Source organism: Flavobacterium sp. W22_SRS_FP1, from assembly GCF_052113685.1.
In the GTDB taxonomy this organism is placed as follows: domain Bacteria; phylum Bacteroidota; class Bacteroidia; order Flavobacteriales; family Flavobacteriaceae; genus Flavobacterium.
Window position 1 is genome coordinate 88,146 of sequence record NZ_JBGQOE010000005.1, and the last position, 26,782, is coordinate 114,927.

Genomic DNA, 26,782 nt, shown 5'->3' on the forward strand with positions numbered 1-26,782 from the left:
AGAATACCTTTGCAAACTCAAATTAATAACTTGAGTAATAATAAAAGGGGTCGACTGGTTTTGACAGCAAGTCGAATTGAAAAGTAAGCACGTGGAGAACTGGTACAATTCTCGTTAATAAAAGGTTCCAAAACACATACACGGCGAAGGAAACTACGCTCTTGCTGCATAATCTGAATCATAGTAAGATTAGCCTCGTTCCTATCAGATAGGAAAGCAGGATTTACCTCGAAAGCTTTGGTTTATAGCGGTCGATAAAGGTGAATCGTAAATTTAAACCTAGATTTCCATAAGCTTCGGGTGGACTTCGAAATAAAGAAGATAAGTATTGAGTGGCTGTTTCTGGCCTGGCTCATTATCGAAAATTCAATCAGGAAATAAACGTGTAGAAAGCCTTTTAGTTGCTTGTTTGGACCCGAGTTCGATTCTCGGCGACTCCACAAAAAGCCTTGTAAACAAAACGTTTACAAGGCTTTTTTTTTTAGAAATTTATCTGATTTCGCATCTTGGATCATGTACAATTGGGAAATTACAAGAATTCGCAATAAAACAAAGTTCATTTGCTTTCTTATGTAAGCTTAAGGCCTCAGGCATTTTTTCAGCTTGCTTGATAGTTACTTTTGGATAAAGGCGCACTTCAGTAAAACGCCCGCTACCGTCTTCAGAAACTTCAAGCGTTGCCTCAGCTTTGTCAGTATAGGAAACGACCTCGATTCCATTTTGTGCACAAACATATAAATAAGACATCATGTGGCAGGAAACTACACTGCTCAGTAATAAATCTTCTGGATTATATAATTCTGGATCCCCTTTGAAAGCTTTAGCTGCAGAAACACTTAAAATCGCTTTGCTTTCAATAGCTATCGTGTGACTTTTGCTATAAACAGCAGAATTTGAAGTGGTTTCTTTTTGCTTTACAAACCAATTTAATTGTGCTTTAAATAAATGTTTGATCCCCATTGTAGTTTTTTATTTCAAAAGTAATTAAAAATAGCAACAAGGATTAATTTCATTTTAGAGATTCAGCTGCAACTTCAAAGTAGTTAAGTATGGTATTCTCATAAAGTAATAATTAAGCCTTAGAACCGTCTTACTTATTGTTTTTAAATATTGAAGTTATTATTTACTGTCAATGCTAATTTTTGTAGTTTTACAGATCAATATCTAACTAATTGAATGCAAAAGAAACTATTTAATATTCCGCCAGTACCTGCCGTAATATTAGCGATAATAAGCGTACAATCGGGAGCTGCTATAGCAAAAGGCCTATTCCCAGCTATCGGCGCAGCTGGAACCGCCTCCTTGCGAATTGGTATATCGGCTATTATTCTTTTAGCTATTTACAGACCCAACTTATTTAAAATTACTGCTAATCAATGGAAGTTTGTCATTCCATATGGCTTATCATTGGGTGCAATGAATTTGATTTTTTATCTTGCAATAGAGAGAATTCCAATTGGATTAGCCGTTACCCTCGAATTTGTAGGCCCTTTATTAGTAGCTGTTTGGGGCTCAAAACGCCTTATAGATTTTTTATGGATTCTTCTTGCAGCGGCAGGTATTGTCTTGATTGCTCCTTGGACAAATAACGGAATAGATATTTTAGGAATGCTCTTTGCCCTTTTGGCCGGTGGCTTTTGGGCTGCCTACATTGTATTGGGAGGAAAAACATCAAAAATAATGAAAGGTGGAGATGCTGTGGCGACAGGAATGCTCTTTGCTTCTATATTAATTATTCCTTTCGGTATTCTCGGAAAAGGACTCAATGATCTCACTCCAACATTTTTTTATCTAGGCACTTCTCTTGCTCTGTTATCAAGCGCGATTCCTTTTACATTGGAAATGAAAGCTCTTGGACAACTTCCAGCAAAGACTTTCAGCATTCTAATGAGTTTAGAACCGGCAGCAACTTCTATTTGCGCACTTATATTTCTACATGAGCTGCTTTCTATTAATGAAGTTTTAGCCGTTATCTGCGTAGTAATTGCTTCGGCTGGATCAACAATGACATCTAAAGCATAAGCACCTCAATTTCAGTAAAATCACGGTTAAAACAAAACAGTTTTATCTTAAATGGTAAAATTTATTTATCAAATAACGCAGTACTAGAAATAACAAACCGGCTACCACTGTAAAAGAAATGGCAAAACTAATTAGGTTGACAATAATATTGGGAATGAACTTCAATTTTGGATGGCTATAGTATGGTTCCCGATGAAGTCTTTCGTAAATGGTTTGCTTAGTTATTTTGAGTTTGTCTTTGATAATTTAGTAATTTTAAGATGATCAAAAATTATTATACTTTGACTGTCTTACTGTCTCGTGTTTTGCATGTCCAAATTAAGCAATTTATTTAATATAAGGAAGTTATGTAAATAAAAAAATAACTAATATAACTACGTCCCTATTATTACTCGTAGTTTATATTAATTAAAAGGTATTTATGCCACAGCTCTCCAAAAACTAAAATGACTTATGCCTTAAGTCCGGGTTAACTCATCGTCTGTAACATATTCGCTTTTCTATTTATTGTAATCAGCCTCTTTATATTAAATATCTATTAGTCTTAAATTTCATTAGCAGGAACAAAGATATCCCTGTCCAAGTACATTTCTTATTCACACTTAATGTTATCCAGTTATATTACTTCTACAAAATAAAAATATGGCGACAAAACTAGTTTCAAAAATGACTTCAATTTTTTTAACATTGTGGATATGCCATCATTTTTTTTTATTAATTTCACAGGTATAACATATTGATAATTAGATTTTTAATATTTATTTAGATTGTGAAATAAATATAATTCTCTCACGGTCTTCTTCAATTTTATCCTTTCCAATTTTATAAACAACAATATGCCTATATTCGCTGATTAACATGGCGATTGCCATTAGCTTTTAGTGGGAATTAAATAATATCTAGAATGAAAAAAAAGATAGTACAATTGTTGTTTTTATTAATGCCTTTTTTCTGTAATGCTCAAGAATATATAGATCTGTTTTCTGTAAATTATAGCAAATCTCAAAAAACCACTTTTGAAAATTCATTGGTAAACACTTCAATATCTACTTTTCAAACGAACCTTATTCTGCCGGTTGTTTTAAATGAAAAGTACATCGCTATAACTGGTGTTAATTTTAGCAGTTACAGTTTACAATTATTTCCTGATTCCAATAATAATCATTTATATTCAACAACGTTTAGAGCTGGTCTTAGTATAAAGCATTCTGAACATTGGAGCAGTGTATATCTTTTGCTTCCTAAAGTGGCTTCAGATTATAGAAACCTTAGCAGTGAAGATATTTATTTAGGTGGAATAGCTTTATTAAAGTACAAAAGAAATAAAAATTTCAGCTATAGTTTTGGTCTTTATAGTAGCCCTGAAGCTTTCGGTACAGCTATGACACCAATTTTTGGTCTCTATTACAACAGCCCCGATTCACGTTTTGAAACAACTTTGTTTTTACCTGATAATGGTGATTTAAATTATAGTTTAACTGCAAAGACAAAAATAGGTTTTGATTTTCAAGGCCATGGGAATAGTTATAAGCTCACAACTGATGGCACTCGTTCCACCTACGCCGAAAACAGGTCAATAGACTTGTCTTCTTATGTACAACGAAGTATACTAAGTAACAAAATACTTTTACGTCTAAAAATGGGGTACTATCTAAATCAGTTTAATGTATTTCCAATAGATCAGAAACTTGATCTACAAATTGTAGCGTTAAAGTTTGGAGATAACCGCACAAAATTATTCGAAGAGACTTCAAACAGTCTTTTTTTTAAGATGGAAGCCATCTATCGCTTTGATCTGAGTACGGCCAAAAACTAACTTTCGAACCTATATTTTCATTTATCTAAAATAGCTTGGTTTTTTAATATTTGTAAAATTGCTTTGTAGCCAATATGATCCCATAAAAAAGCCGTCTCGAAATACGAGACGGCTTTGATTATGATTACTTACTACCTACAAAATATAATCTGTATTAATAAAATTTGATTCTTTGCTATTTAATAGAGCTTGTAAAATTTCGTTATTATATTCATTGTCCTTAGAAGCTACAAATGTTCTGATTGAGAACGAGCGCAAGGCGTCGTGAATACTTAAGGTTCCCACTGCCGAATCTTTTCTTCCAGTGAAAGGAAAAACATCAGGTCCTCTCTGGCAAGAACTATTCAAGTTTACTCTGCAAACAAGATTTACTAAGGTATCAATAAGCGGAGCAATCGTTTTAATGTCTTTTCCAAATAAACTTACCTGTTGACCGTAATTTGAATCGGCCATATCATTCAGTGGTTCTTGAATATCTTTAAAAGAAAGAATAGGCACCACTGGACCAAATTGCTCTTCATGATACAAACGCATTTCTTTGTTTATTGGAAACAAAACAGCTGGAAAAATATAATTATCAGTCTGTTCACCACCTTTTGCATTAATCACTTTAGCTCCCTTACTTACAGCATCATCAATCAATTCTTGAACATAGGCTGGTTTTTCTTTTTCGGGCAATGGAGTCAGAAATACTGATTTATCCCATGGGTTCCCAAAAATTAATGCATCCACTTTGGCAGCAAAACGCTTGTTGAATTCTTCAGAGATTGATTCATGCACATACAGAACTTTCAGAGCGGTACAACGCTGTCCATTAAAGGATAAGGATCCAGCTATACATTCTTGGATAGCCAAATCTAAATCGGCATCAGCAAGTATAATCGCAGGGTTTTTTGCTTCTAAACCTAATACCAAACGCAATCTGTTCTTGTTCGGATGCTGATCTTGTAAAGCAATCGCCGATGTACTATTTCCAATCAAAGCTAAAATATCAACTTTTCCAGATTTCATAATAGGCGACGCTACTTCGCGCCCTCTACCATATACAATATTAATAGCTCCTGCAGGAAAACTACTTCTAAACGCCTCTAACAAAGGTGAAATTAGCAGAACTCCGTGTTTAGCAGGTTTAAAAATTACTGGATTCCCCATTATAAGCGCCGGAATCAACAATGAAAAAGTTTCATTTAATGGATAATTGTAAGGTCCCAGACACAATACAACGCCTAGTGGACCTCGACGAATCATGGCATGGACACCTTGCACTTTTGAAAAATGAGCACTGCGAGCATTCAATTCTTTATAACTTTCAATTGTATCGTATATATAATCTACAGTTCTATCAAATTCTTTTTCAGAATCTCCAAGCGACTTGCCAATTTCCCACATCAAAAGTTTAACAACCTCTTGACGAGTCGCTTTCATTTGATTTACGAAATTTTCCATGCATTTGATGCGATCCACCACTTTCATAGTTGGCCATAATCCTTGTCCTTTGTTGTATGCCGCCGATGCAGCTTCAACGGCCTCCATAGCTTCTGTTTCTCCCATAAAAGGAATAGAACCCAATATGGTAGGTGCATATTTTTCTGTTGATGAAATAGTGGAGAAAACTGGGGAAGTTTGCCCTTCCCACTTTTTTAACTCACCATTTACTAAATAAGTGTCTTGATTTAATAGCTCTTTGATCTGAAATTCTTCTGGTATTGAATTCATCTTTTGGGGTTGTTTTATTTTTTGGTGTTAAAATATATATCGAGATTATACCTTGTTCTATTATGGCGAAACGACCTCTCCATCCCATCCCATGATTCCTCCTGTCAGATTAAAGACATTTTCTATGCCCAACTTATTCATAATCTCACATGCTTTTTCACTTCTGGCTCCAGAACGACAATAGACATAATAGTTTTTATCTTTGTCTAATGCTTCAATAGCTTCGACAAAATCTTGCGCCTTATGGATGTCAATATTTATCGCACTGTCTATAATTCCTTCATTGTACTCGTCTTCTGTTCTTACGTCTAATATCACAGCGTCTTGATCTTCTTCAAGCTGAGTAGCCCAATCCTCTTGTATTAAATTCATATTATTATTTTTTTATAAAAATACGATTTTTCCCAAAGCAATAAACCGATTTTTAATGAATTATGGAATATTTAAAAGAAAACGATTTCGTGACCTTTTAAAAATCAACAAACTACATAAGTAGCTATTAAATCCCTAAAGCATACCCTATTAAAACTATAGGAATAAAGTGAAACATCTTTTATCTGGTTCTGTGACGATTTTATTTTTTATCTATTATCCATTCAAAATTTTTCCTATTTTAGCTTACTCTTACCATAACTAAATTAGCATACTAAAAAAAAAGCCTAACTAATTGGCATAAAAAGCACTTTTTAAAACACACTATAATGCAGGATTCTGACGATTTAAAAAAAATATTCCCTTCGTTTTCTGATGCACTTCTAATTGAACTTGAAAGCAACGGCACTAGAAAATCATTTAAAGCTGGTGACATCATTATGCGTAGCGGTCAATATATTAATAACACACTTTTGATCTTGCAGGGCCAAATAAAGATTTACCGTGAGGGAGATAATGGCGGTGAATTTTTAATGTATTATTTGAAACCTGGTCAGGCCTGCGCTGTATCTATGATCTGTGCAACAAAGAGCCAAACTAGCATGATTACAGCGAAAGTAGTGGAAGATGTGGATTTAATAATGATTCCGCTTACTCTAATGGAAAAATGGATGATGGAACACCGCAGCTGGTATGAGTTTGTCATTTTTACCTACCGTACTAGATTTGAAGAGGTTTTAGAAGTTATTGACAATATTGCCTTCAGGGCAATGGACGAGCGGCTGGAGTTTTACCTAAAACGTCACGCTAAGGCTTGCGGCTGTGAAGATTTAAAATTGTCGCATCAGGAAATTGCAACGGAGTTGAATACTTCTAGAGAAGTGATTTCTCGTTTACTAAAAAAGATGGAACAACGTGGAATGGTAAAATTACATAGGAATCACATTGAAATTTTGATTTGACAATACTCTAATGTAATAAATTTTACTGTTCGTAAACGAAACATATACAAGCTTTGGACGAAATTTTATCGATAGCGTTTTTTGGTTATTTTTCGTAAGTTAGTATGAGTATTTCTTTAGGTTCAATAGGTTTTAAAAACTCTGTTATTACGGTTCCTATTAGATAGTGCCTTTTTAAAGTATTTGCAGAACGAGCAACTACTTATTCCCTTTTATAGTTGGAATTACTGCTATGATAGGTTCTATTAGCCAATACTGATTGGGAAATCTAAAAATCAAAGGTGCTTTAGTTTTTGCCTTCCCTTCAGTTGTATCTCCACTTTTAGTATGGAAAATTATCCTTCCGATAGTTCCCGAAACATTATTTTCAATAGATGGTTTTGCTATCACTAAGAATTTTTTGATGATCGTAGTGTTTGTTTTTTTTTTATAATTGTGGCTTCCGGATACTTGATAAAAAAATCAAACCAAATCCATGAGGAAAACATATTAACTATCCAATACTTCCTGTAATAGGTTTTTTGAACGCCGGCGGAGGATTTTTAATCATTCCAACCGTACCTTTTTTGCCAACTTATCAATGAAACAACCAGCTGCTGCCTTATTGTTTATTCTCTTTACTAACTCAATTATAGGATTTAGTGGCAATTCACCTGCTGCTGTCAAATTAGATCTTACATTTCTACTAACTATTACAGCAATGCTAGGACTAATTATAGGAATAAAGTTTTCAAAAAGAATAGATGAAGCGAAGCTAAAACCCACTTTTGTTAGGTTTGCATAGATAATAGGAATCTATATTATTACCAAAGACATTCTCTTTAAATAAACTATGTAGTGTAACATTAGTCACCGTTAAATTAAAATACAAGAAGTATCTTTGTATAAGAACTAAAAAAAATATCATGAAAATAGAACAAATATATACCGGATGTTTAGCACAAGGTGCTTACTATATAACTTCTAATGGAGAAGCTGCCATAATTGATCCACTACGCGAAACGCAGCCATACCTAGAACGCTTAGAACGTGATAATGTAAAGTTAAAATATATTTTTGAAACCCATTTTCATGCTGACTTTGTTTCAGGCCACGTTGATTTGAGTAAAGAAACTGGAGCACCGATTATTTATGGACCAAATGCAAACCCCGAGTTTGAAGCAATTATTGCAACTAACGGTCAGGACTTTACTATTGGTAATGTTACTATCAGAGCCTTGCATACGCCAGGACATACGATGGAAAGTACCACTTACCTAATGATAGATGAAAATGGACAAGAGCACGCTATTTTCTCTGGAGATACTTTGTTCATAGGTGATGTAGGTCGACCTGATCTAGCTCAAAAAGCAGCTCACATGACGCAAGAACAATTAGCAGGGATATTATACCACTCATTACGAGATAAAATAATGACTTTGCCAGATGACGTAATCGTCTATCCAGCTCATGGTGCTGGTAGTGCATGTGGCAAAAACATGAGTAAAGAAACCGTTTCAACCATCGGAAACCAAAAAGCCACGAACTATGCTTTGAGAGCTAATATGACGGAAGCGGAATTTATCAAAGAAGTGACTGAAGGCCTGTTACCTCCACCCGCTTATTTTGGAATGAATGTAGCAATGAATAAACAGGGATATGAAAGTTTCGAAACCGTTTTAAACAATGGAATGAGAGCCATAAATGCAAAAGATTTTGAAACTGTTGCAGAGGATACAGGAGCTTTAATCTTAGATACCAGAAACAATGGGGACTTTGCTAAAGGATTTATTCCTCAATCTATAAACATTGGTATTAACGGTGATTTTGCCCCATGGGTAGGTGCGCTGATTGCCGATGTAAAGCAACCCATAATTCTTGTTACCGAAGCAGGTCAGGAAGAAGAATCTGTTACGCGATTAAGTCGTGTAGGATTTGATAATCTAATTGGTCATTTAGAAGGTGGTTTTGAAGCTTGGGAAAAAGCAGGAAAAGAAACTGATGCTATAAATAGAATAACTTCAGAGGAATTTGCCAAAAAAGTACAGATCGGCGAAAGCAAAGTAATCGATATTCGTAAAGAAAGCGAATATGCTGCGGAACATGTGGACGAAGCCTATAGCAAGCCTTTAGCCAACATAAATGAATGGATAAAAGATATTGACCCTAAGGAGCCTTTTTTTATTCATTGTGCAGGCGGATACCGCAGTATGATTGCAGCTTCTATATTACAGGCACGTGGTTTTAGAAATTTTTCAGAAATTGAAGGCGGTTATAATGCAATCGCGAAAACTTCAGTACCAACTACCGATTTTGTCTGCCAAAGCAAAACACTTTAATTAGCTTTTATCATGTTGAAAAAAAGATATTTATATCGTACATTTAATATTGAAGTGTAAAACATATTATTCAATTAAATTTTTATGTTATGAAAAAAAATATGGGTTTAATCGACAAAATAATCAGAAGTCTAATAGCGGCTTTTATAGCCATTTTGTATTTTACCAATTTAATTAGTGGCACAGTAGCATTAGTTTTGGGGGCATTTGCAATAATATTTATAATTACAAGTTTTGTTAGTTTTTGTCCTTTATATACCCCTTTTGGCATTAACACAAGGAAATCAAAACAATAGCAAACTAAAAAGCAAAGAGTACTATAATTTTGAATATTCAAAAAAAATCAAGTATGAATAACGATCAATGTTGCGTGGTATCTTGTAACAAACCTTTAGACCAAAACTACTGGGACGGACAATACAAAGCCAAATCTACAGGATGGGATTTAGGCCAGGTATCACCAGCAATTAAAGAATATATCGACACATTACAAAATAAGAATTGCAGCATATTGATTCCCGGTTGCGGGAATACTTACGAAGCAGAGTATTTATTACAGCAAGGTTTTACTAATATTACCGTAATAGACATAGCACCTACCTTGGTTGAGAACATCAAACAAAAGTTTGTAGGAAATTCAAATATTAAAATTATTCATGGTGACTTTTTTGAACATCAAGCTCAGTATGATTTGATTATTGAACAAACTTTTTTCTGCGCCTTGCCTCCAACTATGCGCCAAAAATATGTTTGGAAAATGCACCAGCTTTTAGTCAAAGATGGAATACTAGGGGGACTATTATTCAATAGATCTTTTGAACTAGGCCCTCCTTTTGGCGGACGCCAAGAAGAATACGAAAAGCTTTTTAACAGTGCCTTTGACTTCCTGAAAATTGACGTGGCGCAAAATTCGATAGCTCCAAGAGCTAATTCTGAATTGTTTTTTGAATTCAAAAAAAATAGTAGCGTAAAAGTCAATCTCTATCAATTTGAAGGGATGGCATGCGAGTCCTCTTTGACAACAGCTACGACTAATTTTGAAGGATTAAACGATGTATTAAACACAAGTATGAGCACTAATTTTACCGAAGTATTAATTGTAAGCAAAAAAGAAATTCTGATAGAAGAACTACAAAAAGCTATCTCATATGATGAAAAATATAGCATCACTAAATCATATTAAAATGAAAAAAATGCTTTTTACAAATTGGCATGCCATGCGCTGGATTCGTCTAATAATAGGTCTGTTTTTTATACAACAAGCCATACAATTTCATGAATTCCTACTGGGTTTCGTGGCTGCATTTTTCTTATTTCAATCCGTTTTCAACACGGGTTGTGGCCTAAATGGATGTCAAGTACCAACCTTTAAAAAAAGTAAAAATGAACAGTAGCTTTGATAAAATCATAAATTCAGAAAAACCAGTATTGGTTGATTTTTTCGCGACTTGGTGCGGACCCTGCAAAACGCTAGGCCCTATTTTGAAAGAAGTAAAAGATAATTTAGAAGATCGCATTTCGATCATAAAAATTGATGTAGACAAAAACCAGCAAGTCGCCTCCCAGTATCAAGTTCGCGGTGTACCCACTATGATATTATTCCAAAAAGGAAAACAATTGTGGAGACAATCGGGAGTAGTACAAAAAGCCGACATCATAAAAGTAGTTTTAGAAAAGAGTAATCAATAACAAAAACGACTTAATCATCTTTGTGATTGGTATTAGAGTTATTGCAGACTAATTCTATTATCATATTATAGGGTTGTGATTCTAGAATTTTAAAGCACTAAATTTCACTTTCTAGGGTAATCTAATGACCGTTAGTTTGTTGTTAGTTTCGGCCATAATGACCTCAATATTTGTCACCCGTGAAAAAGAAATTGGTACAAAGCAAAGTTACTCCAATAAAACATCCCGACTCATTAAAACATACCAACTCATAATTGGGAAACTATTACCGTTTTGGGTTTTGGACTTGCTTATTTTGACAGTTGGCTTAATTATTTCCAGATTAATATTTCAAGTTCCTATTCTAGGCAATATTAGATTAATAAATTTGTTTATATAGCTGCTATTCATGGGATTGATTTGTTTATTTCTAACTACACAGAAACCCAACAACAGGCAATGCTTATAGCTTGACTTTTCAACGTTAGCCTCATTTTAGTGAGCGTATTATTCACCACAAAAGGAAGCACGCCTTAGTGGACGCAGGCACTTACACTATTCAATCCGATACGTAATTTTGTAAAAGTTATTAGAATGCTAAACTTAAAGAATCAAAATTTTCAGATATTTTGACTCCCTTTTTTATTATTCTATTCTATGCCTTTTTTCTGAATGTATTAGCCGTTTGGTGCTAGACAAAAACGAGCTAGAAAAGTTTAAAGACAGCTTGACCGATATGGCATTTTTATATTGATTAGAAAACCAAAGTCAAAATTTAGGATGAATCACCAGGGATAAAGACTAGAAATTTTAGATTATAAATTTATCTCTTAATCCACTTATTTAGTGTATTATCCAACTCTGAAAATACAATTGGCTTAGGAATATAATCATCCATTCCAGCTTCAAAGCATTTTTTCTTTTCCCCCATTAATATCCCTGCAGTCATAGCAATTATAGGAACTTTTTCAGATCCTTCAATTTTTCTGATTTCTCGTGTCGTATCGTAGCCATTTTTATGTGGCATTTGAATATCCATTAATATCATATCTGGCTTCTCTAAAACGTATTTCTCAATCGCCTCATTACCGTCTGTAGCTTCAATAATCGTGTAGTTAGGCATAATTTTTTTAACTAATGTTTTTGCCAAAAGCATATTTATTTTATTATCCTCTACTAATAATATTTTATTAAACCGTGAATCTTCCAAAGACAAGTGTTCTTTCAAGTGCTCATTATCGTTGGCCAGATTTGGACTCAAATCTACTTCCTTTTCTTTTTTAAGTTTTACAGTAAAGAAAAAGTTACTTCCTTCTCCAAATTTACTTTCGAGATTCAATTTACTCCCCATTAAACCTAGGAGTTGATTAGAAATGGTTAACCCCAGACCGGTACCGCCATACTCCCTACTCACTGAATTATCAGCTTGTATGAATGATTTAAATATTTTTTTATTATTAATATCTACAATTCCTACACCTGTATCTTTAACCGAAAAATTAATTATTGAATAATATTTATTTGAAGAATGAGTTTCATGTACATCTAAAGTAATTGTACCTGTATGCGTAAATTTGACTGCATTACTTAACAAATTAACTAATACTTTTTTTAGTTTGAGAGCATCCGCTCGGAAAAATTGGGTTATACCTTTATCCAAGTTTAATAACAATTCTATCTTTTTGTCCAGTGCCTGATGTTGGAATAAAGCAATAACCTGATTCAATAATTCATACAGATCGGTTTTACCCATTTCCAATTCAAATTTACCAGCTTCAATTTTAGAAAAGTCTAATACTTCATTTACAATATGAATTAAGGAATTACCTGACTCATTAACTATCGACATATATTTCATTTGATTTTCGTCGAGATCGCTTTCCATCAATAAATTTGTAAACCCAATTATTCCATTTAATGGTGTTCTAATTTCATGACTCATATTAGCCAAAAATTCAGTTTTGGCTTTATTAGCGGCCATTGCTTCCTCTTTAGCATTTATTAATTCAATTTCACGCGCTTTCCTTTCCGTAATATCGACCATTATTATATTGCATTTCTTGTCTTTTTCAGCAATGATACCAGTTAGTATTACATAGCGAGGCCCAGCATCATCAGACTCCAGGACAACTTCACATTTTTGCTTAACATTATCTTTAAATATGTTCTCTAAAAAACGATTGAAAACCGGTTTTGTCTCATCCGAAATAAAAAACCCTAGCCTACTATTAATTAGCTTGGAGCGTTCTTTCGCCAACAAATTTGCACCAGATAAGTTTACTGCATTCACATTTCCTTCTTTAGATAGATTAAAATAGCCGGAAGGCAAAAAATCATACAAATCATATAAATCATCGTACTTTTTAGTAGCTGTTTTTGCTTGTTCAATGGCTGACAAAAGCTCCTCGTTTTGCATTTCTAGTTCAATCTGATATACTTCGAGCTCATGAATAAGCTTGATTGCTTCAGCTCCACTTATGTCTGGTTTTCTCTCTGAAGCTTTCGCTTTAAGTTTGCTTTCTGCCCTCGCACGAAGAGAATTATCTCCTTCTGAATTGTCAATTGAATTTTGCATAATTTCTGAATATTAAAAAATACAAACTAATCATTTTAAAGTCTAAAAAAACTAACTATCGTTTGATTATTTGATTGCTTGATTGCACAAGACCTTCCTTAACCGTTTTAGGTTTTACCGTCTCATGAATAAAACATTGTATGATCATATTATAATCTCTAAAATAAATGTTGCTGGTGAATTCAATAAAAATTTTCTTACCATTAGCTGTTTTGATGGGAACATCGTCATAGTGAATGAACTCTCTTTGTTGTAATGCTAAAAATTTCTTTTTATTGGGCACAATGTCTTTAAAAAATTCCATGTCCCAAATTCGTTTATCAAAAAAATACTCCTTTGAATAGCCAAGGAGATCAATCAAATACTGGTTAATTTCTATTATTTTACCCGCATCAGCATCAATGAACAATACACCTTCTTCTTTTGACTCAAAAAGCTGACGGTAATGGGCATCAGGAGCTGCCATTAATGTATTTCTCTTATCAACTACCTCTCTTATTATGCACTGAATTCTCTTATTGTTGTTTACGGTAAATACATTACTTACGAACTCAACATTTAGTATTTCCCCGATTGCGGTTTCAAGCGGCAAATTTTCATAACGGATAAAATTTTTCTTTTGCAATTCTAGAAACATGTCTTTACTAGCCTCTATATCTTTAAACATTCCGATTTCCCAAATTGTTTTTTCCTTCAATTCCTCCTCTGAGTAACCTAACTTTTTAATCAAAAATGGATTTACGTCAATAATTTTACCTGTTTCAGCATTAAGAATAAGAATTCCATCCTTCGCTGATTCAAACAGTCGTAAGTACCGATTTTCATAATTAAGCGCCTCTTCCGCTTTTCTCGCCAGAGTAATGTCAATAAACGTAATTACTAATCCATCTATTTTGTCATCTAAAGTACGATATGGCAATATTTTAACATAAAACCACTTACCATCCTTAGTAGTAACCTTGGTTTCTAACGGGGTTAGATTCTTAATCACTTCTCTCGCATGAATCTCCATTTCTGGATATTCTAATTCAGTTACTAAGTCAGTAAAAGGTCTTCCAGTATCTGATGCTCTTACCTTAAATATTTTGGAAACAGGCTCCGTAAACCTTCGGATGCTTAAGTTCATATCCAGAAAAAGAGTAGCTATATCGGTACTGTTAAGTAGATTTTTCATGTCATTGTTTGCCGTTTCAAAATCAATTAACTTGCTTTGCAGTTCTGCATTTATCGTTTGTAGTTCTTCGTTTAGGCTCTGCATCTCTTCTTTAGACGTAGTGAGCTCTTCGTTTGTAGATTGTAATTCTTCGTTGGTAGATTGCAATTCTTCGTTAGAGGACTTGAGTTCTTCCTGAGAAGTTTGCATTTCTTCTCGAGTAATTTGCAGGTCAACATTACTTTGCTTCAGTTCTGCTTCCAATGCCTTAAAATCATCGTTTCCAATTTGGACATTTGATGTTAAACTTGTAGTATGCTGCTCTTTTGCACTTGGCAATTCCTTAAAAACGATCATAATCATGCCTTTTATCTCAGCAGGACTATCAATACATTGAAGCGTAAGATCAACAATAACAAAACTACTATCGTTAAGTATCTTTATCCTTGGTAGGACAATGGGTTCAAAGGTCTTTTTAGCTTTTCTGAAAGCAGCAGGAAGTACATTACGGAGGCCTTCTCTAGCCATAGCATGTATATTCCAATTTGCCTTTCCGGCAACGGGTTCTAAATATTTTCCTGTTCTTCCTGTAATATATAAAATATCCCCCTTTTCGTTAACCATAACACTTGCAGGCGCGTATCGTTGAAGCAAAACTTGGTCTGCTAATGTTTGTATATTTTCCGTCATATTATATGTAGGCTTAGTCAAAACAGGCTTTTTTTCCCCTCTAGTAAAGGAGCTCGGAAAATCTATAAAACCATTCACTTTGGTGCTTTTCGTTTTTTTGAAAATTTTCAATCTGGAATCTATTACTTCAAAATCAGTATTATTTTGCCCAAGTGATTCTGCAGTACCAAGTATCATAATACCCCCAGGGTTCAGACTGTAATTAAATAAAGTCATCAGTTTTTTTTGTAACGGCGGTTCCATATAGATAAGCATATTACGACAAGTGAGTATATCGATTTTAGTAAAAGGAGGGTCCTTGATTAAATCATGAGGAGCAAATACTAACATTTCTCGAATGTTAGTGTTTACACGAAAACCTTCGGCTTCGTCCCTAAAATTCTTATCGATTCGCTCTGGCGATACATCTGCTACTATATTACTTGGGAATAGGCCCTTACGTGCTTTCTCGATAGCCATGACATCAATGTCAGATGCGAATATCTTCAATGAAAGTCCTCTCGTATTATTCATCTCGTTTATAACCTCATTAAAAAGAATCGCTAATGAGTATGCTTCTTCACCTGTTGAGCAAGCGGTAACCCAAGCTCTTATAACATAATTATCAGGTAGCGTTTTAATATACTGGGGCAAGATTTCTTCTTTAAGCTTATTCCACACTTCTAAATCACGAAAAAAGCTCGTAACACCAATCAACAATTCATTAAAAAGAAGCTCCACTTCTCTGGGGTTTTTCTGCAAAAACAGAACGTATCCATCTAAATTTTGAATTTCATGAATCGCGATACGCCTTTCTATTCTCCTTCTTAAAGTACTTTTCTTGTACATCGAAAAATCATGTCCTGACTGATCTAACAACAAGCTTATTATTTTATCTATGCTGCTTTTGCTTTTTACTTCGGTTTCGTCTTTCCTCAGTGAAAAATATTTTAAAAAATGAATAAGTTTAGCAGGTAACTCCTCAACTGGAGCGACGATATCTGCATTAACTGAGCGGATCGCGTTAGAAGGCATACTAGGAAACTTAGCCGTGGAGGGATCTTGGACCATCACTAGCCCGTTTTGTTGTTTAATGGCCTTTACACCAAGGCAGCCATCAGATCCCATGCCTGATAGGATTACCCCTATGCTGCTATCTTTTCTATCCTCTGCCAGAGCTCTGAAAAAGATATCTATTGGCAATCGTAAACCTCTTTTCTCTTCTGGTTCAAATATATGGAACCTGCCATGTAATATTGACAGACTCTTATTTGGAGGTATAATGTATACGTGATTGGGTTTCACTTCTAATCGATCCTCGACCTGTAAAACTGTCATGCCTGTCTTTCGTTGAATCAACTCTGGCAATCTACCCTCATGGGTAGGATCGAGATGCTGGACTAATACAAAAGCCATTCCAGTGTCTACGGGCGTGTTTTCAAAAAATAACTCAAATGATTCTAGGCCACCTGCAGAAGCTCCTATACCTACAATAGGGAATTTTTCATCTTCATTATAAGGAATATCACTTTTTGAATACTTTTCAGAAAGCTTATCCTCATTATTGCTTACACTATCTTTTGCAATTAATTTCATACCGCTATTTTGCTTCATAAGTCGACTTTCGCTTAAACAGAACTGATTACTAAACACTTAAATTTTGTGTTTTTATTTTGCAAGATATAAATATAAGCTTTATTTAAATTATCATCGCAAATCAACTACAATATTAGCCATTTTTTTCCTAAAAATACTTTCTGCTTTTATTTTAAAATCAAATAAATAATCACAGATCTTAGCTGAATAAGGGACTCTAGCTAAAGTACCTGTAAATTACAATAAAAGAAATTATAGGAATAACCGTGCTATTTAAAACTAAGAGATGAGGCGGCAAAAAACTACTACTTAACCAGCCATTTAACTAGCACTCTTTTTAACTCGGATTCAATAATAGGTTTAGATAAATAGTCATTCAAACCCGCTTCTAAACATTTCTGCTTATCATCTGCCATAATACCCGCTGTAATTGCTATTATGGGAACTTCAGCCGAATCTTTTAATTTCCTGATTTCTCTGGTCGCTTCATATCCGTTTTTATTAGGCATCTGGATGTCCATTAAAATAACATCTGGCATCTCTCTTTTATATACGTCAACCGCATCGTTACCGTCCTTAGCTTCATAAATAACACAATCAGAAATAAGTGTTTGAACCAATGTTTTGGCTAGAAGCATATTTATTCTATTGTCCTCAACTATCAACACTTTTTTATGACCCTTAATTGGTAAAAAGTTACTGGAGCCATTGGTATTTAGGCTGTCTGTCTTGATGTTTAAAATTTCACTATCGTTTGACCTTTTAAAATCAATTTCGAAGAAAAAATCACTTCCTTCTCCATATTTGCTTCTCAAGTTTAATCTACTGTTCATTAATGCCAACAGTTGATTTGAAATGGATAGTCCTAATCCTGTTCCTCCAAATTTTCGGCTGATTGAATTGTCTTCTTGCACAAAAGATTGAAATATTTTGAGGTTGTTGCTTCCTTTTATTCCAATTCCAGTATCCTTTACAGAGAATTTTATTCTTGAAAAGTCTATACTATTGTTTGGCATTACATCAATGTCCAATCTTATCACACCTGTATTTGTAAACTTAAAAGCATTGCTTAGCAGGTTTACCAAGATTTGTTTTAATCTGACTGAATCTGCAAGGATAAATTGAGGAACTTTGGGATCCATGTGCAGCACTAAAGCTATGTCTTTTTTCATGGCTTGATATTTAAACAAATCAATTACCTGATCCGACAGTTTAAACAAATCTAAGTTTTCGTTACTTAACTCCATTTTGCCTGATTCAACCTTTGAAAAATCCAAAACATCATTTACTATATCTAATAATGAAGTGGCTGATTCATTAATGGTAGACATATATTCCGATTGGGTTGGTTCTAACTGCGATTTCATCAACAGGTGGGTATACCCTATAATTGCATTTAATGGCGTTCTAATTTCATGACTCATATTAGCCAGAAAATCAGTTTTAGCTTTGTTAGCGTTTTCGGCCAGTTCTTTAGATTTCAAAACCTCAATTTCTAACAATTTTCGGTCTGTAATATCAATGAAACTAATCACAATTTCCGCTAAATCTCCCTTATTATCAAAAAATGGATAACCACTTACCAGAATCCAAGCCACATCAGAACTTAGTGGGCGATTTACTCCAACTAAAACGTTTTTAATTGATTGTTTTGTTCTAGCGATTTGGTTTACTGGAAAAAGCTCAGCATCCATTATGGAGCCATCCTTATTTAGAAATCCCCATTCAGAATCAAGTGCCTGCATACCGATTACATGATCTGGGTTTAAACCTAATAATTCATAAGCTTTCTGATTACTCATTATTATTGCGGTATTTGGGTCGTGTACTATTACGCCTGCATCCAAGTTATCTAGTAAACCACGATATCTTCCTTCACTTTGTAGTAAAGCTTCATCTCCTTTTTTAGCAGCGGTGATTTCCCTTGACAGGCAGATAAAATGTACGTCTTGATTTTTGCCTCCTTGCATTGGTGCTATGGAGAGTTCAAACCAAGACTTACCTGTTGGCGATTCTATACTATATTGTCTTCCGTTTGAAAATCCTTGTTCATATGATTCGCGTATCGCCGCTATCGCAATATCTGCTGCCTCAGAAGGTAGGATATCAAAAAAAGTTTTCCCTATAATGCGGTTCGAATACATTTCAGGTAAGTCTTTAAGATGGGAATGAAAATTATAGATATAACCATCAATTCCAACTTCAAATAATAAATCCGGAATTGCATCAAAGACAGCTTCCATTTTTTCGTAAATGACCTTAAGCTCCTCTTCCGCTTTCTTCTTCTCAGTAAGATCGAGCCCTATCCCGAACACACATTTTTCCCCTTGATACTCTATGGCGAGTGATTCAATAAAATAGGGGACTTTATTTTTGTTTTTTGTATAAAACTCAACCTCAATACCTGGAAGTTTATATTCAATATTAGTTGAATTGCGCTCTAATATAGTTTTTACCCTTTTTTCAATTCTTTCTTTTTCTGTTACTTCAAAGAAATCAAAAGGTTTCATTGTTTCAATTTCGTGGCTTCCATAACCTGTGACCAGCTCGCAATTCCTATTCCATTTTACAAATTTTCCAGATTCATTATAGAGATAAAATATCCCTGGAAGATTATTTATTATCTTTTCAGAAAGCAGTTTTTCTTTAATGATTAATTCTTCTGTAATTTTACGCTCAGTTATATCGGTTACTGTACCATGACAAATTACCGTGCCCTCTGGCTCAACTACCGGTAGCGAATTAACATCATGCCAAACAAGCCCTTTTGTAGGGTGCAAATAACGATATTCTCCTTTGAGGGGAACCAATTTCGTTTTTGTATTTATAATATTTGCTGTTACTCCAGCAATATCATCTGGATGGATTAAATCGAAAATAATATTTGCATTACTCGCGACCTCATCAAAACTAAATCCGTAGATCTCTTTTATAGCATCGCTCGCGTAGGGATAGCATAGCGAACCGTCAAAATTTTGACGCATCGAATAAATTAAACCTGGAGATGTAGCGGCAATTTTCGCAAAAACGTCTCGCTCTTTTTTTAGAATAGAAATGGATTCCATTCTATCAGTGACATCTCTAAAGTTTGAAATAATTCCATTTACACTACTGTCATAAAATCTATTATTGATTATTCCTTCTAACCATATATAATGCCCGTTCTTATGCTTTACGCGAAACAAGGCTGGAAATAATTTTCCGGGGTTACTTATAGAATTCTGTATAATATTATAAATATATTCTAAATAATCTGGATGAAAATATTCCTTGTCAGGAATATCGTCAAACTCCTTATCAGTATATCCAGTTACTCTAGCAGATGAAGGACTTCGAAATAAAACTTTTAAATTCTCATCAATAACTGTTATTATTCCGTCATTATTTTCTACTAATGCTCTAAAATTCTTTTCGCTTTCTTTCGTTCTATTATTTTCAATTTTCTCTTTAGTAATGTCTCTCCCTATTGAGTAAGTAGTTTCTTCTGTATTATCAATACTTGTTGCCCACTGGATAAAAACAATTTCTCCATTTTTTTTTATAAGTCTGTTTTCATAAATAAAGGATATAGTTTCAGGTGATAATCTTTCCATCTCTTTTATGGATGACTCCACATCATCAGGATGTACAAAACACATTGAGGATTTACTAAGTAACTCCTCTTTTGTATAGCCTAGAATTTTTATAAAAGCAGGATTTACTTCTTTATAGCAACCATCGGCACCGAGTATGCATACAAAATCTAAAGATTCTTTAAAGTAGAAATTTAAATTAGTTCGGGATGATTCGCTTTTAAGTAAACGATCAATTTGCAGCTCTTGGTATTTCAAGGACTCAAGAAGCTCTTCGTAGGTTAATTTGGAAAAATTCTTACTCATAAAAATTAACAATAAACATTTTATGCAATTTCAAACAGTAATACACAAATTTTTTAAGAAACAACATACGTGTAAGAAATGTCAATTAAAAAAAATGATCTCAGAAACTTGGCATTAATCAATAAAAAAGCACTACAAAAATCCTTTGCGCAAATTACAATTTAATTCTCTCTAAATCGACTGATAAACATTTAATTAAAGAAGTTTATTACAAAAAAAGTTCAATACTACCGTTGTACAAATTCTTTTTATTAAAAAATGATCTTTAAGTTAAAAGTCCTATTTCCTGGTTTGTTAGAGACTAGTTATTTTGTAGGCATTTTCACAATTTTAATTCACAATAAATAATTAACTAACAATCATATTGTTCTAGAAACATTTTTTCCAAAAATTAAATTAAGAAATTAAATATTTAAGTACAAAAACTGAAAGTCTAACTTAAAAAATGCGATGTGTTGATTAAGTATCCTCTCTAACTCTACTCTGTTAGCATTTATTAAAAAAAAATAAATGAAAAAGACATTTCTAGTAGCAACAATAATCATTTTGGCGGCTTTTAAGATAGCTTTTCGACCCAAAAGTTAGCCTCGATATGGAGCACGGATTTTACATTTGGAAGCTGATGATTTACAACTTAAAAAATCGAGATCGAACACAATTAGAGAGCCAATTGCCACTCAGCGATGGTCAACAATAAATTCAGCATTTTAGAAATATTTAATTCCTTCTTACGTGAAATTTTGAGACTAAAAAACGGCTTTTACTGTAATTAAAAACAATAATTATTTCTGTGTTCTTGTCAAAATTAAAGCAATGTCGTATTTGTTTTTTTTAGACCACTAAAATTAGAGCTAGTAAAAGTCAGCTCAAATATACTTTTGCATGGCGAAAAAATATTTTTTTTTTAACAAGTGTTTACATCAATACACACCAAACTGTCGTCCTAAAAATAGCCACATCCTTTATTTTAGTGATAAAACCATTCACCTACACTTATATGACATCCACCGAAGGTTAAACAGGACTTATCGTAAATATAATTTTATTAAACAGTATGTGTATAATTTTACTAAGTCAAAACCGGTACCAAACTTAAAAACCAAAAAATTTATATGACAATAAGTCAAAAAATAAAATCATCTCTTCCTTACTTTTTATTTTTAAGTTCCATATTCACAGGAAATATGGTGCATTCGCAGATAAAAAATAATGGTGATTTACATATTGGCGACAATAGTGCCCTCCATATTAACGGAGAAACTTTTGATTTTGGTTCAGGAACAATAACAACTAGCAGAACTAATTTCCATTATGGCGTGTTATCCATGTCTGATGGTTCCTATTGGGCTGGAGCTAGTGAAACATATTTTGTAGATGGATATGTTCAAACCCACAGTACCGCAGCTTTCGTATTGCCCGTGGGTCAATCCGGTGTTTATGCCCCAATTCAAGTGACTTCGTCAAATTCTGTAGGTGTAGACGCAGCCTATTTTAGATCGCCAGCAAACACTTTGGGAACTGTTTTTGACGAATCTATCTCTGCAATATCCACTGTTGAGTATTGGGATATTAAGAGCGAAGGAGCAAAAGTAGACATTTCGCTTAGCTGGAGTTCTTCAAGCGATATTTCAGATTTAACATCTTCTTCACTAATTAATTTAACTATTGTAGGTTATAATGGGTCTGCCTGGGTTATAATACCTTCAATGGTGGATGAGTATTCGATACTAGGGGAAATAAGTAATTTAGGTTACGGCTCTATCAGTTCGAATAAAGAAATAGACATATCTGCTTACTCGGCTTTTTCATTAGGAACAACAACTACAAAGCAACTCTCAGTTGCTCAATTTGAAAAAGTAGAACTGATGGCATATCTCAACAATAACAGATTATCTATTAAAGCTTCTCTACCAATAACGGCTTTGATTGTCTACGATATGACAGGAAAAAAAATAGTATCACAACGACTAAATGCAGATCTAAAATACGATATCCCTTTCAGTCACGCAGATGGTATGTATATCGCAAGGATTGAATTGGACAATGGTGCTTCACTCATAACAAGAAAAATAATAAATAAAAATTAATTTTTGGTAGATACCGGATAAATTAAAACTCATTTGAAAATATATTATTTCATATTATTAATAATACTGCAATCTAGTTTTGTCTTTGCCCAAACGGGTATTGGGACAAAAACACCGGATGCTTCTTCAATTTTAGATATTACATCTACCACTAAAGGATTTCTAATACCTAGAATGAATACGGTACAACGTGATTTAATACAAAATCCTGCAAACGGACTAATTATTTATAATACCTCACTAAATGCTATCGAAAATAATATTGGAACAAAATCGAATCCTAATTGGGTTACACTAGGAAACAATGAAACATCTGAAAGCACATTAAGCAACTTGGCTACTGGAAATTTTTTAATTGGTAATAGTGATGGTTTGGCTCATGAAATAAAATTAACTGGTGAAGCTACTATTACTGACTTAGGAATTCTTACGATAAATAATGATGCCGTTATTTCAAAAAAACTAACGGGCTATATAAAAGGAGTGGGAGAAATATCTGCTGATGATAGCATTTTGTCAGCCATTCAAAAATTAGAAGGCAAGCAACTCACAAATGCAATTATATCAACATCTAAAAATTATAATGTTCTTCGGACTGATTATACTATTCTATGTGATGCCGAAGCCGCGTCCTTTAGCATAAATCTACCAGAAGTTAGCAGCTGTGCAGGTAAAATATATGTTATCGCTAAAATAGATGAAACCTCAAATGAATTAAAAATAAATCCAGAGATACAGTTGACCAAGAAAAGCACTGTTTCAACTCTTAATTACGCTAAAACTTTTAAGATACAGTCCGACGGAAAAGTCTGGAATGTTATCAATTAATCTTAATAACACAACGAAATGAATTACAAAACTACTTCAAGAATGATAGTAACAGGCTTACTATTTGGATTCGCAATTACAGACGCTTCCGCCCAAGTTGTACAAAAAATTGGGCAAAATTCATTTACAATAAACCCAAATGCGGTTTTAGAACTAGAAAGTACGAGTAAAGGATTTTTACCTCCTCGAATGGATACTCCGCCTGCAGGGCTATCCACAGTAGATAAAGGTTTGATTGTTTACGTAACAGGAAGTACGACCCCAGGTTTGCAAATTTGGACTGGTACTAAATGGATTGCCTTTGCAGATACTGAAGCGTTGAATTTAAAAGCCGATGCAGCAGATTTAACTGCTGAAACTGCAAGAGCGCAAGGTGCAGAAAGTACAAATGCAGATGCGATTGCTTTAAATACTGCTAAAACTGGAATTACTACTGAGCAAGCCGGCGCAATAGCAACAAATACATTAAAAGTAGGATATACAGACAATTTAGTAGCTGCGAACGCTGCAGTTGCTGCCAATACTGCTAAAACTGGAATCTCTGATAGTCAGGCTAGTGAAATTGCAGCAAATACCTTAAAAATAGGATATACAGATGACTTGGTAGCTGCGAACTCTGCAGTTGTTGCTAATACTGCTAAAACTGGAATCTCTGACGGTCAGGCTAGTGAAATTGCAACTAATACATTAAAGGTAGGATACACAGACAATTTAGTAGCTGCGAACTCTGCAGTTGCTGCCAATACTGCTAAAACTGGAATCTCTGATGGTCAGGCTAGTGAAATTGCAGCAAATACATTAAAAATAGGATACACGGACAATTTAGTAGCTGCGAACTCTGCAGTTGCCGCCAACACTGGTAAAACTGGAATAACTACTGAGCAAACACAAGCAATTGTCGACAACACGTCTAACATTCTATCAAAAGAAGATAAATCCAATAAGTCGACAGATGTTTATACAGACAAAGATTCAGACCTTAAATACCCTTCTGTAAAAGCGGTAAAGACCTATGTAGACGTATACTCTACCTTTAATGCAATCAGTACGATAACGGATAACTATACCGCCAAACGTTCTGATTATACTATTCTATGCAACAACAATTCTAAGACTTTTCAATTAACATTACCTGCAGCTTCAGATACCAGTGGGAAAGTTTATGTTATTCGTAAAACGGATGAATCAGTTAATCCATTAACCATAAGCCCTGCATTAAAACTTACGGAAACTACTTCGATTTCTTCTTTGGACTACCCAAAAACAATGCGAGTACAATCTAACGGCAGTGCTTGGTATATTATTGACTAATTTTCCGGAATTCTAAAATATACAATTATGCGTACTTTTTCATTTTATAAGACATTGCTCTCTCTCTCTTTACTTTGGTTTTGCACCAGCGGCGCTTCGGCGCAAATCATGCAGAAATTCGGGGATAATTCAAATTCTATAAATGATAAGGCTGTTTTAGAAATGGAAAGTACAACCAAAGGACTTTTACTTCCCCGTATGACTAAAGCGCAAAGAGATGTTATTAGTAATCCACCCGAAGGCTTAATGCTGTGGTGTCTAGATTGCTCCACCGCATCTACCTCAGCAATACAGATTTACACTTCAAATGCCTGGAGAGGTCTTTTGACTACTGATCTCGATTTACAACTGGCACCAAGTCATGTATTACTTGGAAATGCTGAAGGAAAGGCAACTTCCGTATCTTTTAGTGGCGATATAACACTAGATAACAATGGGTTAAGCACCATCGTTAATAATACCGTAACGACAGATAAAATCTTAGATTCAAATGTAACTTATTCCAAAATTCAGAATGTTAATCCTAACACTATCTTAGGTAGAACTGGCCCAGGAACAGGATCCATAGAGGAAATTGCAACTACTGGAACTCTAAATGTTGTTTTATCAGAATCTCCCAGTTTATCAGGAGTTCCAACGGCACCAACGGCAGCGCTAGCAACAAATACTGATCAAATTGCTACTACTGCTTTTGTTTTAGCTAATCAATCTCATGCGAACACCTATGGATCAATTGATGCAGGAGCAACTATTTCGACTTCTTCAAGTTCTGACGTAATAATATCAGGAATGAGCAAATCACCAGAAGCTGGGACTTATTTGGTCTTTTTTAATGGTCAATACAGTATATCTCCTGCTAATTCGTCAAATGTTGTAAATACAGGCCAAGCAATTGAAGATTTGAATACGATCTATAATGAAATCAATAATCTACCTGTAAAGACTCATGTGGTAGCTGCCGGCGATATTGGTGGCTCGACCTATACTCCAGGGGTATATTCTTGGGGAGGAGCGATAAGCATTACTACAGATCTTACTTTAGACGCAGAAAATAATCCAGATGCCTATTTTGTCTTTAAAGCAGGAGGTGCATTTAATACCACTGCAGGGATTAAAGTTCATTTAGTGAACGGAGCCTCAGCAAGTAATATCTATTGGTTGGCGAATGGAGCTATTGGAATAGGAGCAGGCTGCAAAGTTGACGGGACTCTACTTTCTCATGATTTTGCTGTAGCTGTAGGGGCTGATTGCATCTTAGAAGGAAGAATGTTAACAACCGCAGGAGCAATTGCTTTTGGGCCAGGAACGATTACGGTTCCGTCAGGCCCCTCTTTTATTAATTTCAGAACGGTGCGTTCTTTTGTTGCGCTTACCGCTGCAGGAGGAATAGGGAATACCGGTATTTCAACTTATAATGGAGATATTGCAACCGGTTTAGGAAATATAACTGCATTAGAGACTTCTACGGTAAATGGAACGATCTACCCCGAACAAGGCGATACTATTGTAATCAAGGAGATTGATGGTAATGCTAGTTTTAGCCTCTACCAAAATGGAGTGCTAATTCCTAATTCTAGCAGGGTAAGAACAACGCATGTGAATACGGCAGATATAACCTTACAAGCCATCGCTACAGTTGCTCAAGGAGAAAACATTGATGTAAGATGGAATATTGATGCTGGAACTTTATCCACAACTAATAGAATTTTAACTGTAATTAAGATTCAATAAACTAACATGCTACCTAAATTAAATATCGAATCCAACTAAATAAAAATACACTCACTAATTTTAAAAATAACAGAGCTGTA

The 26,782-nt window shown here is 34.4% G+C and carries 19 protein-coding genes and 1 other RNA gene; 13 read left to right on the top strand and 7 right to left on the bottom strand.

Annotated elements, in window-relative coordinates:
• Positions 1–46: 46 nt before the first annotated feature.
• Positions 47–443, top strand: a transfer-messenger RNA (tmRNA) gene (gene ssrA, locus ACEN2H_RS04710).
• Positions 444–489: 46 nt separating this feature from the next.
• Here ssrA and ACEN2H_RS04715 read toward each other — a convergent pair.
• Positions 490–960: an OsmC family protein gene (locus tag ACEN2H_RS04715; RefSeq protein WP_441730894.1), complete on the bottom strand. Its 471-nt coding sequence runs from the start codon at positions 958–960 to the stop codon at positions 490–492.
• Positions 961–1,176: 216 nt separating this feature from the next.
• Between ACEN2H_RS04715 and ACEN2H_RS04720 the strand changes: the two genes are divergently transcribed.
• The gene (locus ACEN2H_RS04720) at positions 1,177–2,022 is read left to right on the top strand and encodes an EamA family transporter (RefSeq protein WP_441730895.1); all 846 of its coding nucleotides are present in this window, start codon (positions 1,177–1,179) and stop codon (positions 2,020–2,022) included.
• 904 nt (positions 2,023–2,926) lie between these two features.
• Positions 2,927–3,838, top strand: coding sequence for a DUF6268 family outer membrane beta-barrel protein (locus tag ACEN2H_RS04725; RefSeq protein WP_441730897.1), 912 nt, complete (start codon positions 2,927–2,929; stop codon positions 3,836–3,838).
• Between the two features lie 135 nt (positions 3,839–3,973).
• Here the strand turns inward: ACEN2H_RS04725 and ACEN2H_RS04730 are convergent, their stop codons facing one another.
• Together ACEN2H_RS04730 and ACEN2H_RS04735 are read right to left on the bottom strand one after the other, a co-directional pair.
• A complete protein-coding gene (locus ACEN2H_RS04730; protein ID WP_441730899.1) occupies positions 3,974–5,554 on the bottom strand; it encodes an NADP-dependent glyceraldehyde-3-phosphate dehydrogenase in 1,581 nt (526 codons plus the stop codon).
• A 60-nt stretch (positions 5,555–5,614) separates the two neighbouring features.
• Positions 5,615–5,926 (bottom strand): rhodanese-like domain-containing protein, encoded by a 312-nt coding sequence (locus ACEN2H_RS04735; RefSeq protein ID WP_441730901.1) that lies wholly within the window; start codon positions 5,924–5,926, stop codon positions 5,615–5,617.
• A 329-nt stretch (positions 5,927–6,255) separates the two neighbouring features.
• Here ACEN2H_RS04735 and ACEN2H_RS04740 point away from each other — a divergent pair, with 329 nt between their 5' ends.
• Positions 6,256–6,888: a Crp/Fnr family transcriptional regulator gene (locus ACEN2H_RS04740; RefSeq protein WP_441730902.1), complete on the top strand. Its 633-nt coding sequence runs from the start codon at positions 6,256–6,258 to the stop codon at positions 6,886–6,888.
• A gap of 198 nt (positions 6,889–7,086) precedes the next feature.
• Here ACEN2H_RS04740 and ACEN2H_RS04745 read toward each other — a convergent pair whose 3' ends face one another.
• The gene (locus tag ACEN2H_RS04745; RefSeq protein ID WP_441730903.1) at positions 7,087–7,278 is read right to left on the bottom strand and encodes a hypothetical protein; all 192 of its coding nucleotides are present in this window, start codon (positions 7,276–7,278) and stop codon (positions 7,087–7,089) included.
• Positions 7,279–7,793: 515 nt separating this feature from the next.
• Here ACEN2H_RS04745 and ACEN2H_RS04750 point away from each other — a divergent pair.
• The 5 genes from ACEN2H_RS04750 (at position 7,794) to trxA (ending at position 10,895) form a co-directional block, all read left to right on the top strand.
• Positions 7,794–9,206, top strand: coding sequence for an MBL fold metallo-hydrolase (locus ACEN2H_RS04750; RefSeq protein ID WP_441730904.1), 1,413 nt, complete (start codon positions 7,794–7,796; stop codon positions 9,204–9,206).
• A gap of 89 nt (positions 9,207–9,295) precedes the next feature.
• On the top strand, positions 9,296–9,502 hold the full coding sequence (locus ACEN2H_RS04755; RefSeq protein ID WP_441730906.1) for a YgaP family membrane protein: 207 nt from the start codon (positions 9,296–9,298) through the stop codon (positions 9,500–9,502).
• 53 nt (positions 9,503–9,555) lie between these two features.
• Positions 9,556–10,389, top strand: a complete 834-nt coding sequence (locus ACEN2H_RS04760; RefSeq protein WP_441730908.1) for a methyltransferase domain-containing protein — start codon at positions 9,556–9,558, stop codon at positions 10,387–10,389.
• 1 nt (position 10,390) lies between these two features.
• A complete protein-coding gene (locus tag ACEN2H_RS04765; RefSeq protein ID WP_441730910.1) occupies positions 10,391–10,600 on the top strand; it encodes a hypothetical protein in 210 nt (69 codons plus the stop codon).
• Entirely contained in the window at positions 10,590–10,895 is a 306-nt protein-coding gene (trxA, locus tag ACEN2H_RS04770; RefSeq protein ID WP_441730912.1) for a thioredoxin, read from the top strand. The genes ACEN2H_RS04765 and trxA overlap by 11 nt, the downstream gene beginning before the upstream one ends.
• A gap of 802 nt (positions 10,896–11,697) precedes the next feature.
• Here the strand turns inward: trxA and ACEN2H_RS04775 are convergent.
• The 3 genes from ACEN2H_RS04775 to ACEN2H_RS04785 all read right to left on the bottom strand — a co-directional run bounded on the left by ACEN2H_RS04775 (position 11,698) and on the right by ACEN2H_RS04785 (position 20,745).
• A complete protein-coding gene (locus ACEN2H_RS04775) occupies positions 11,698–13,449 on the bottom strand; it encodes a response regulator (RefSeq protein ID WP_441730914.1) in 1,752 nt (583 codons plus the stop codon).
• A gap of 55 nt (positions 13,450–13,504) precedes the next feature.
• Complete coding sequence (locus ACEN2H_RS04780; protein ID WP_441730916.1) at positions 13,505–16,867, bottom strand: chemotaxis protein CheB; 3,363 nt, start codon at positions 16,865–16,867, stop codon at positions 13,505–13,507.
• 305 nt (positions 16,868–17,172) lie between these two features.
• A complete protein-coding gene (locus ACEN2H_RS04785) occupies positions 17,173–20,745 on the bottom strand; it encodes a PAS domain S-box protein (RefSeq protein ID WP_441730918.1) in 3,573 nt (1,190 codons plus the stop codon).
• A gap of 1,112 nt (positions 20,746–21,857) precedes the next feature.
• On the opposite strand from ACEN2H_RS04785, the gene ACEN2H_RS04790 reads away from it, so the two are divergent.
• From ACEN2H_RS04790 to ACEN2H_RS04805, 4 genes are read left to right on the top strand one after another with little or no spacing between them, the layout of a single operon-like run.
• Positions 21,858–22,832 (top strand): T9SS type A sorting domain-containing protein, encoded by a 975-nt coding sequence (locus ACEN2H_RS04790; RefSeq protein ID WP_441730919.1) that lies wholly within the window; start codon positions 21,858–21,860, stop codon positions 22,830–22,832.
• 33 nt (positions 22,833–22,865) lie between these two features.
• Positions 22,866–23,660: a hypothetical protein gene (locus tag ACEN2H_RS04795; protein ID WP_441730920.1), complete on the top strand. Its 795-nt coding sequence runs from the start codon at positions 22,866–22,868 to the stop codon at positions 23,658–23,660.
• 18 nt (positions 23,661–23,678) lie between these two features.
• A complete protein-coding gene (locus tag ACEN2H_RS04800) occupies positions 23,679–24,971 on the top strand; it encodes a hypothetical protein (protein ID WP_441730922.1) in 1,293 nt (430 codons plus the stop codon).
• A 27-nt stretch (positions 24,972–24,998) separates the two neighbouring features.
• A complete protein-coding gene (locus ACEN2H_RS04805; protein ID WP_441730924.1) occupies positions 24,999–26,702 on the top strand; it encodes an ice-binding family protein in 1,704 nt (567 codons plus the stop codon).
• The last annotated feature ends 80 nt before the right edge of the window (positions 26,703–26,782 follow it).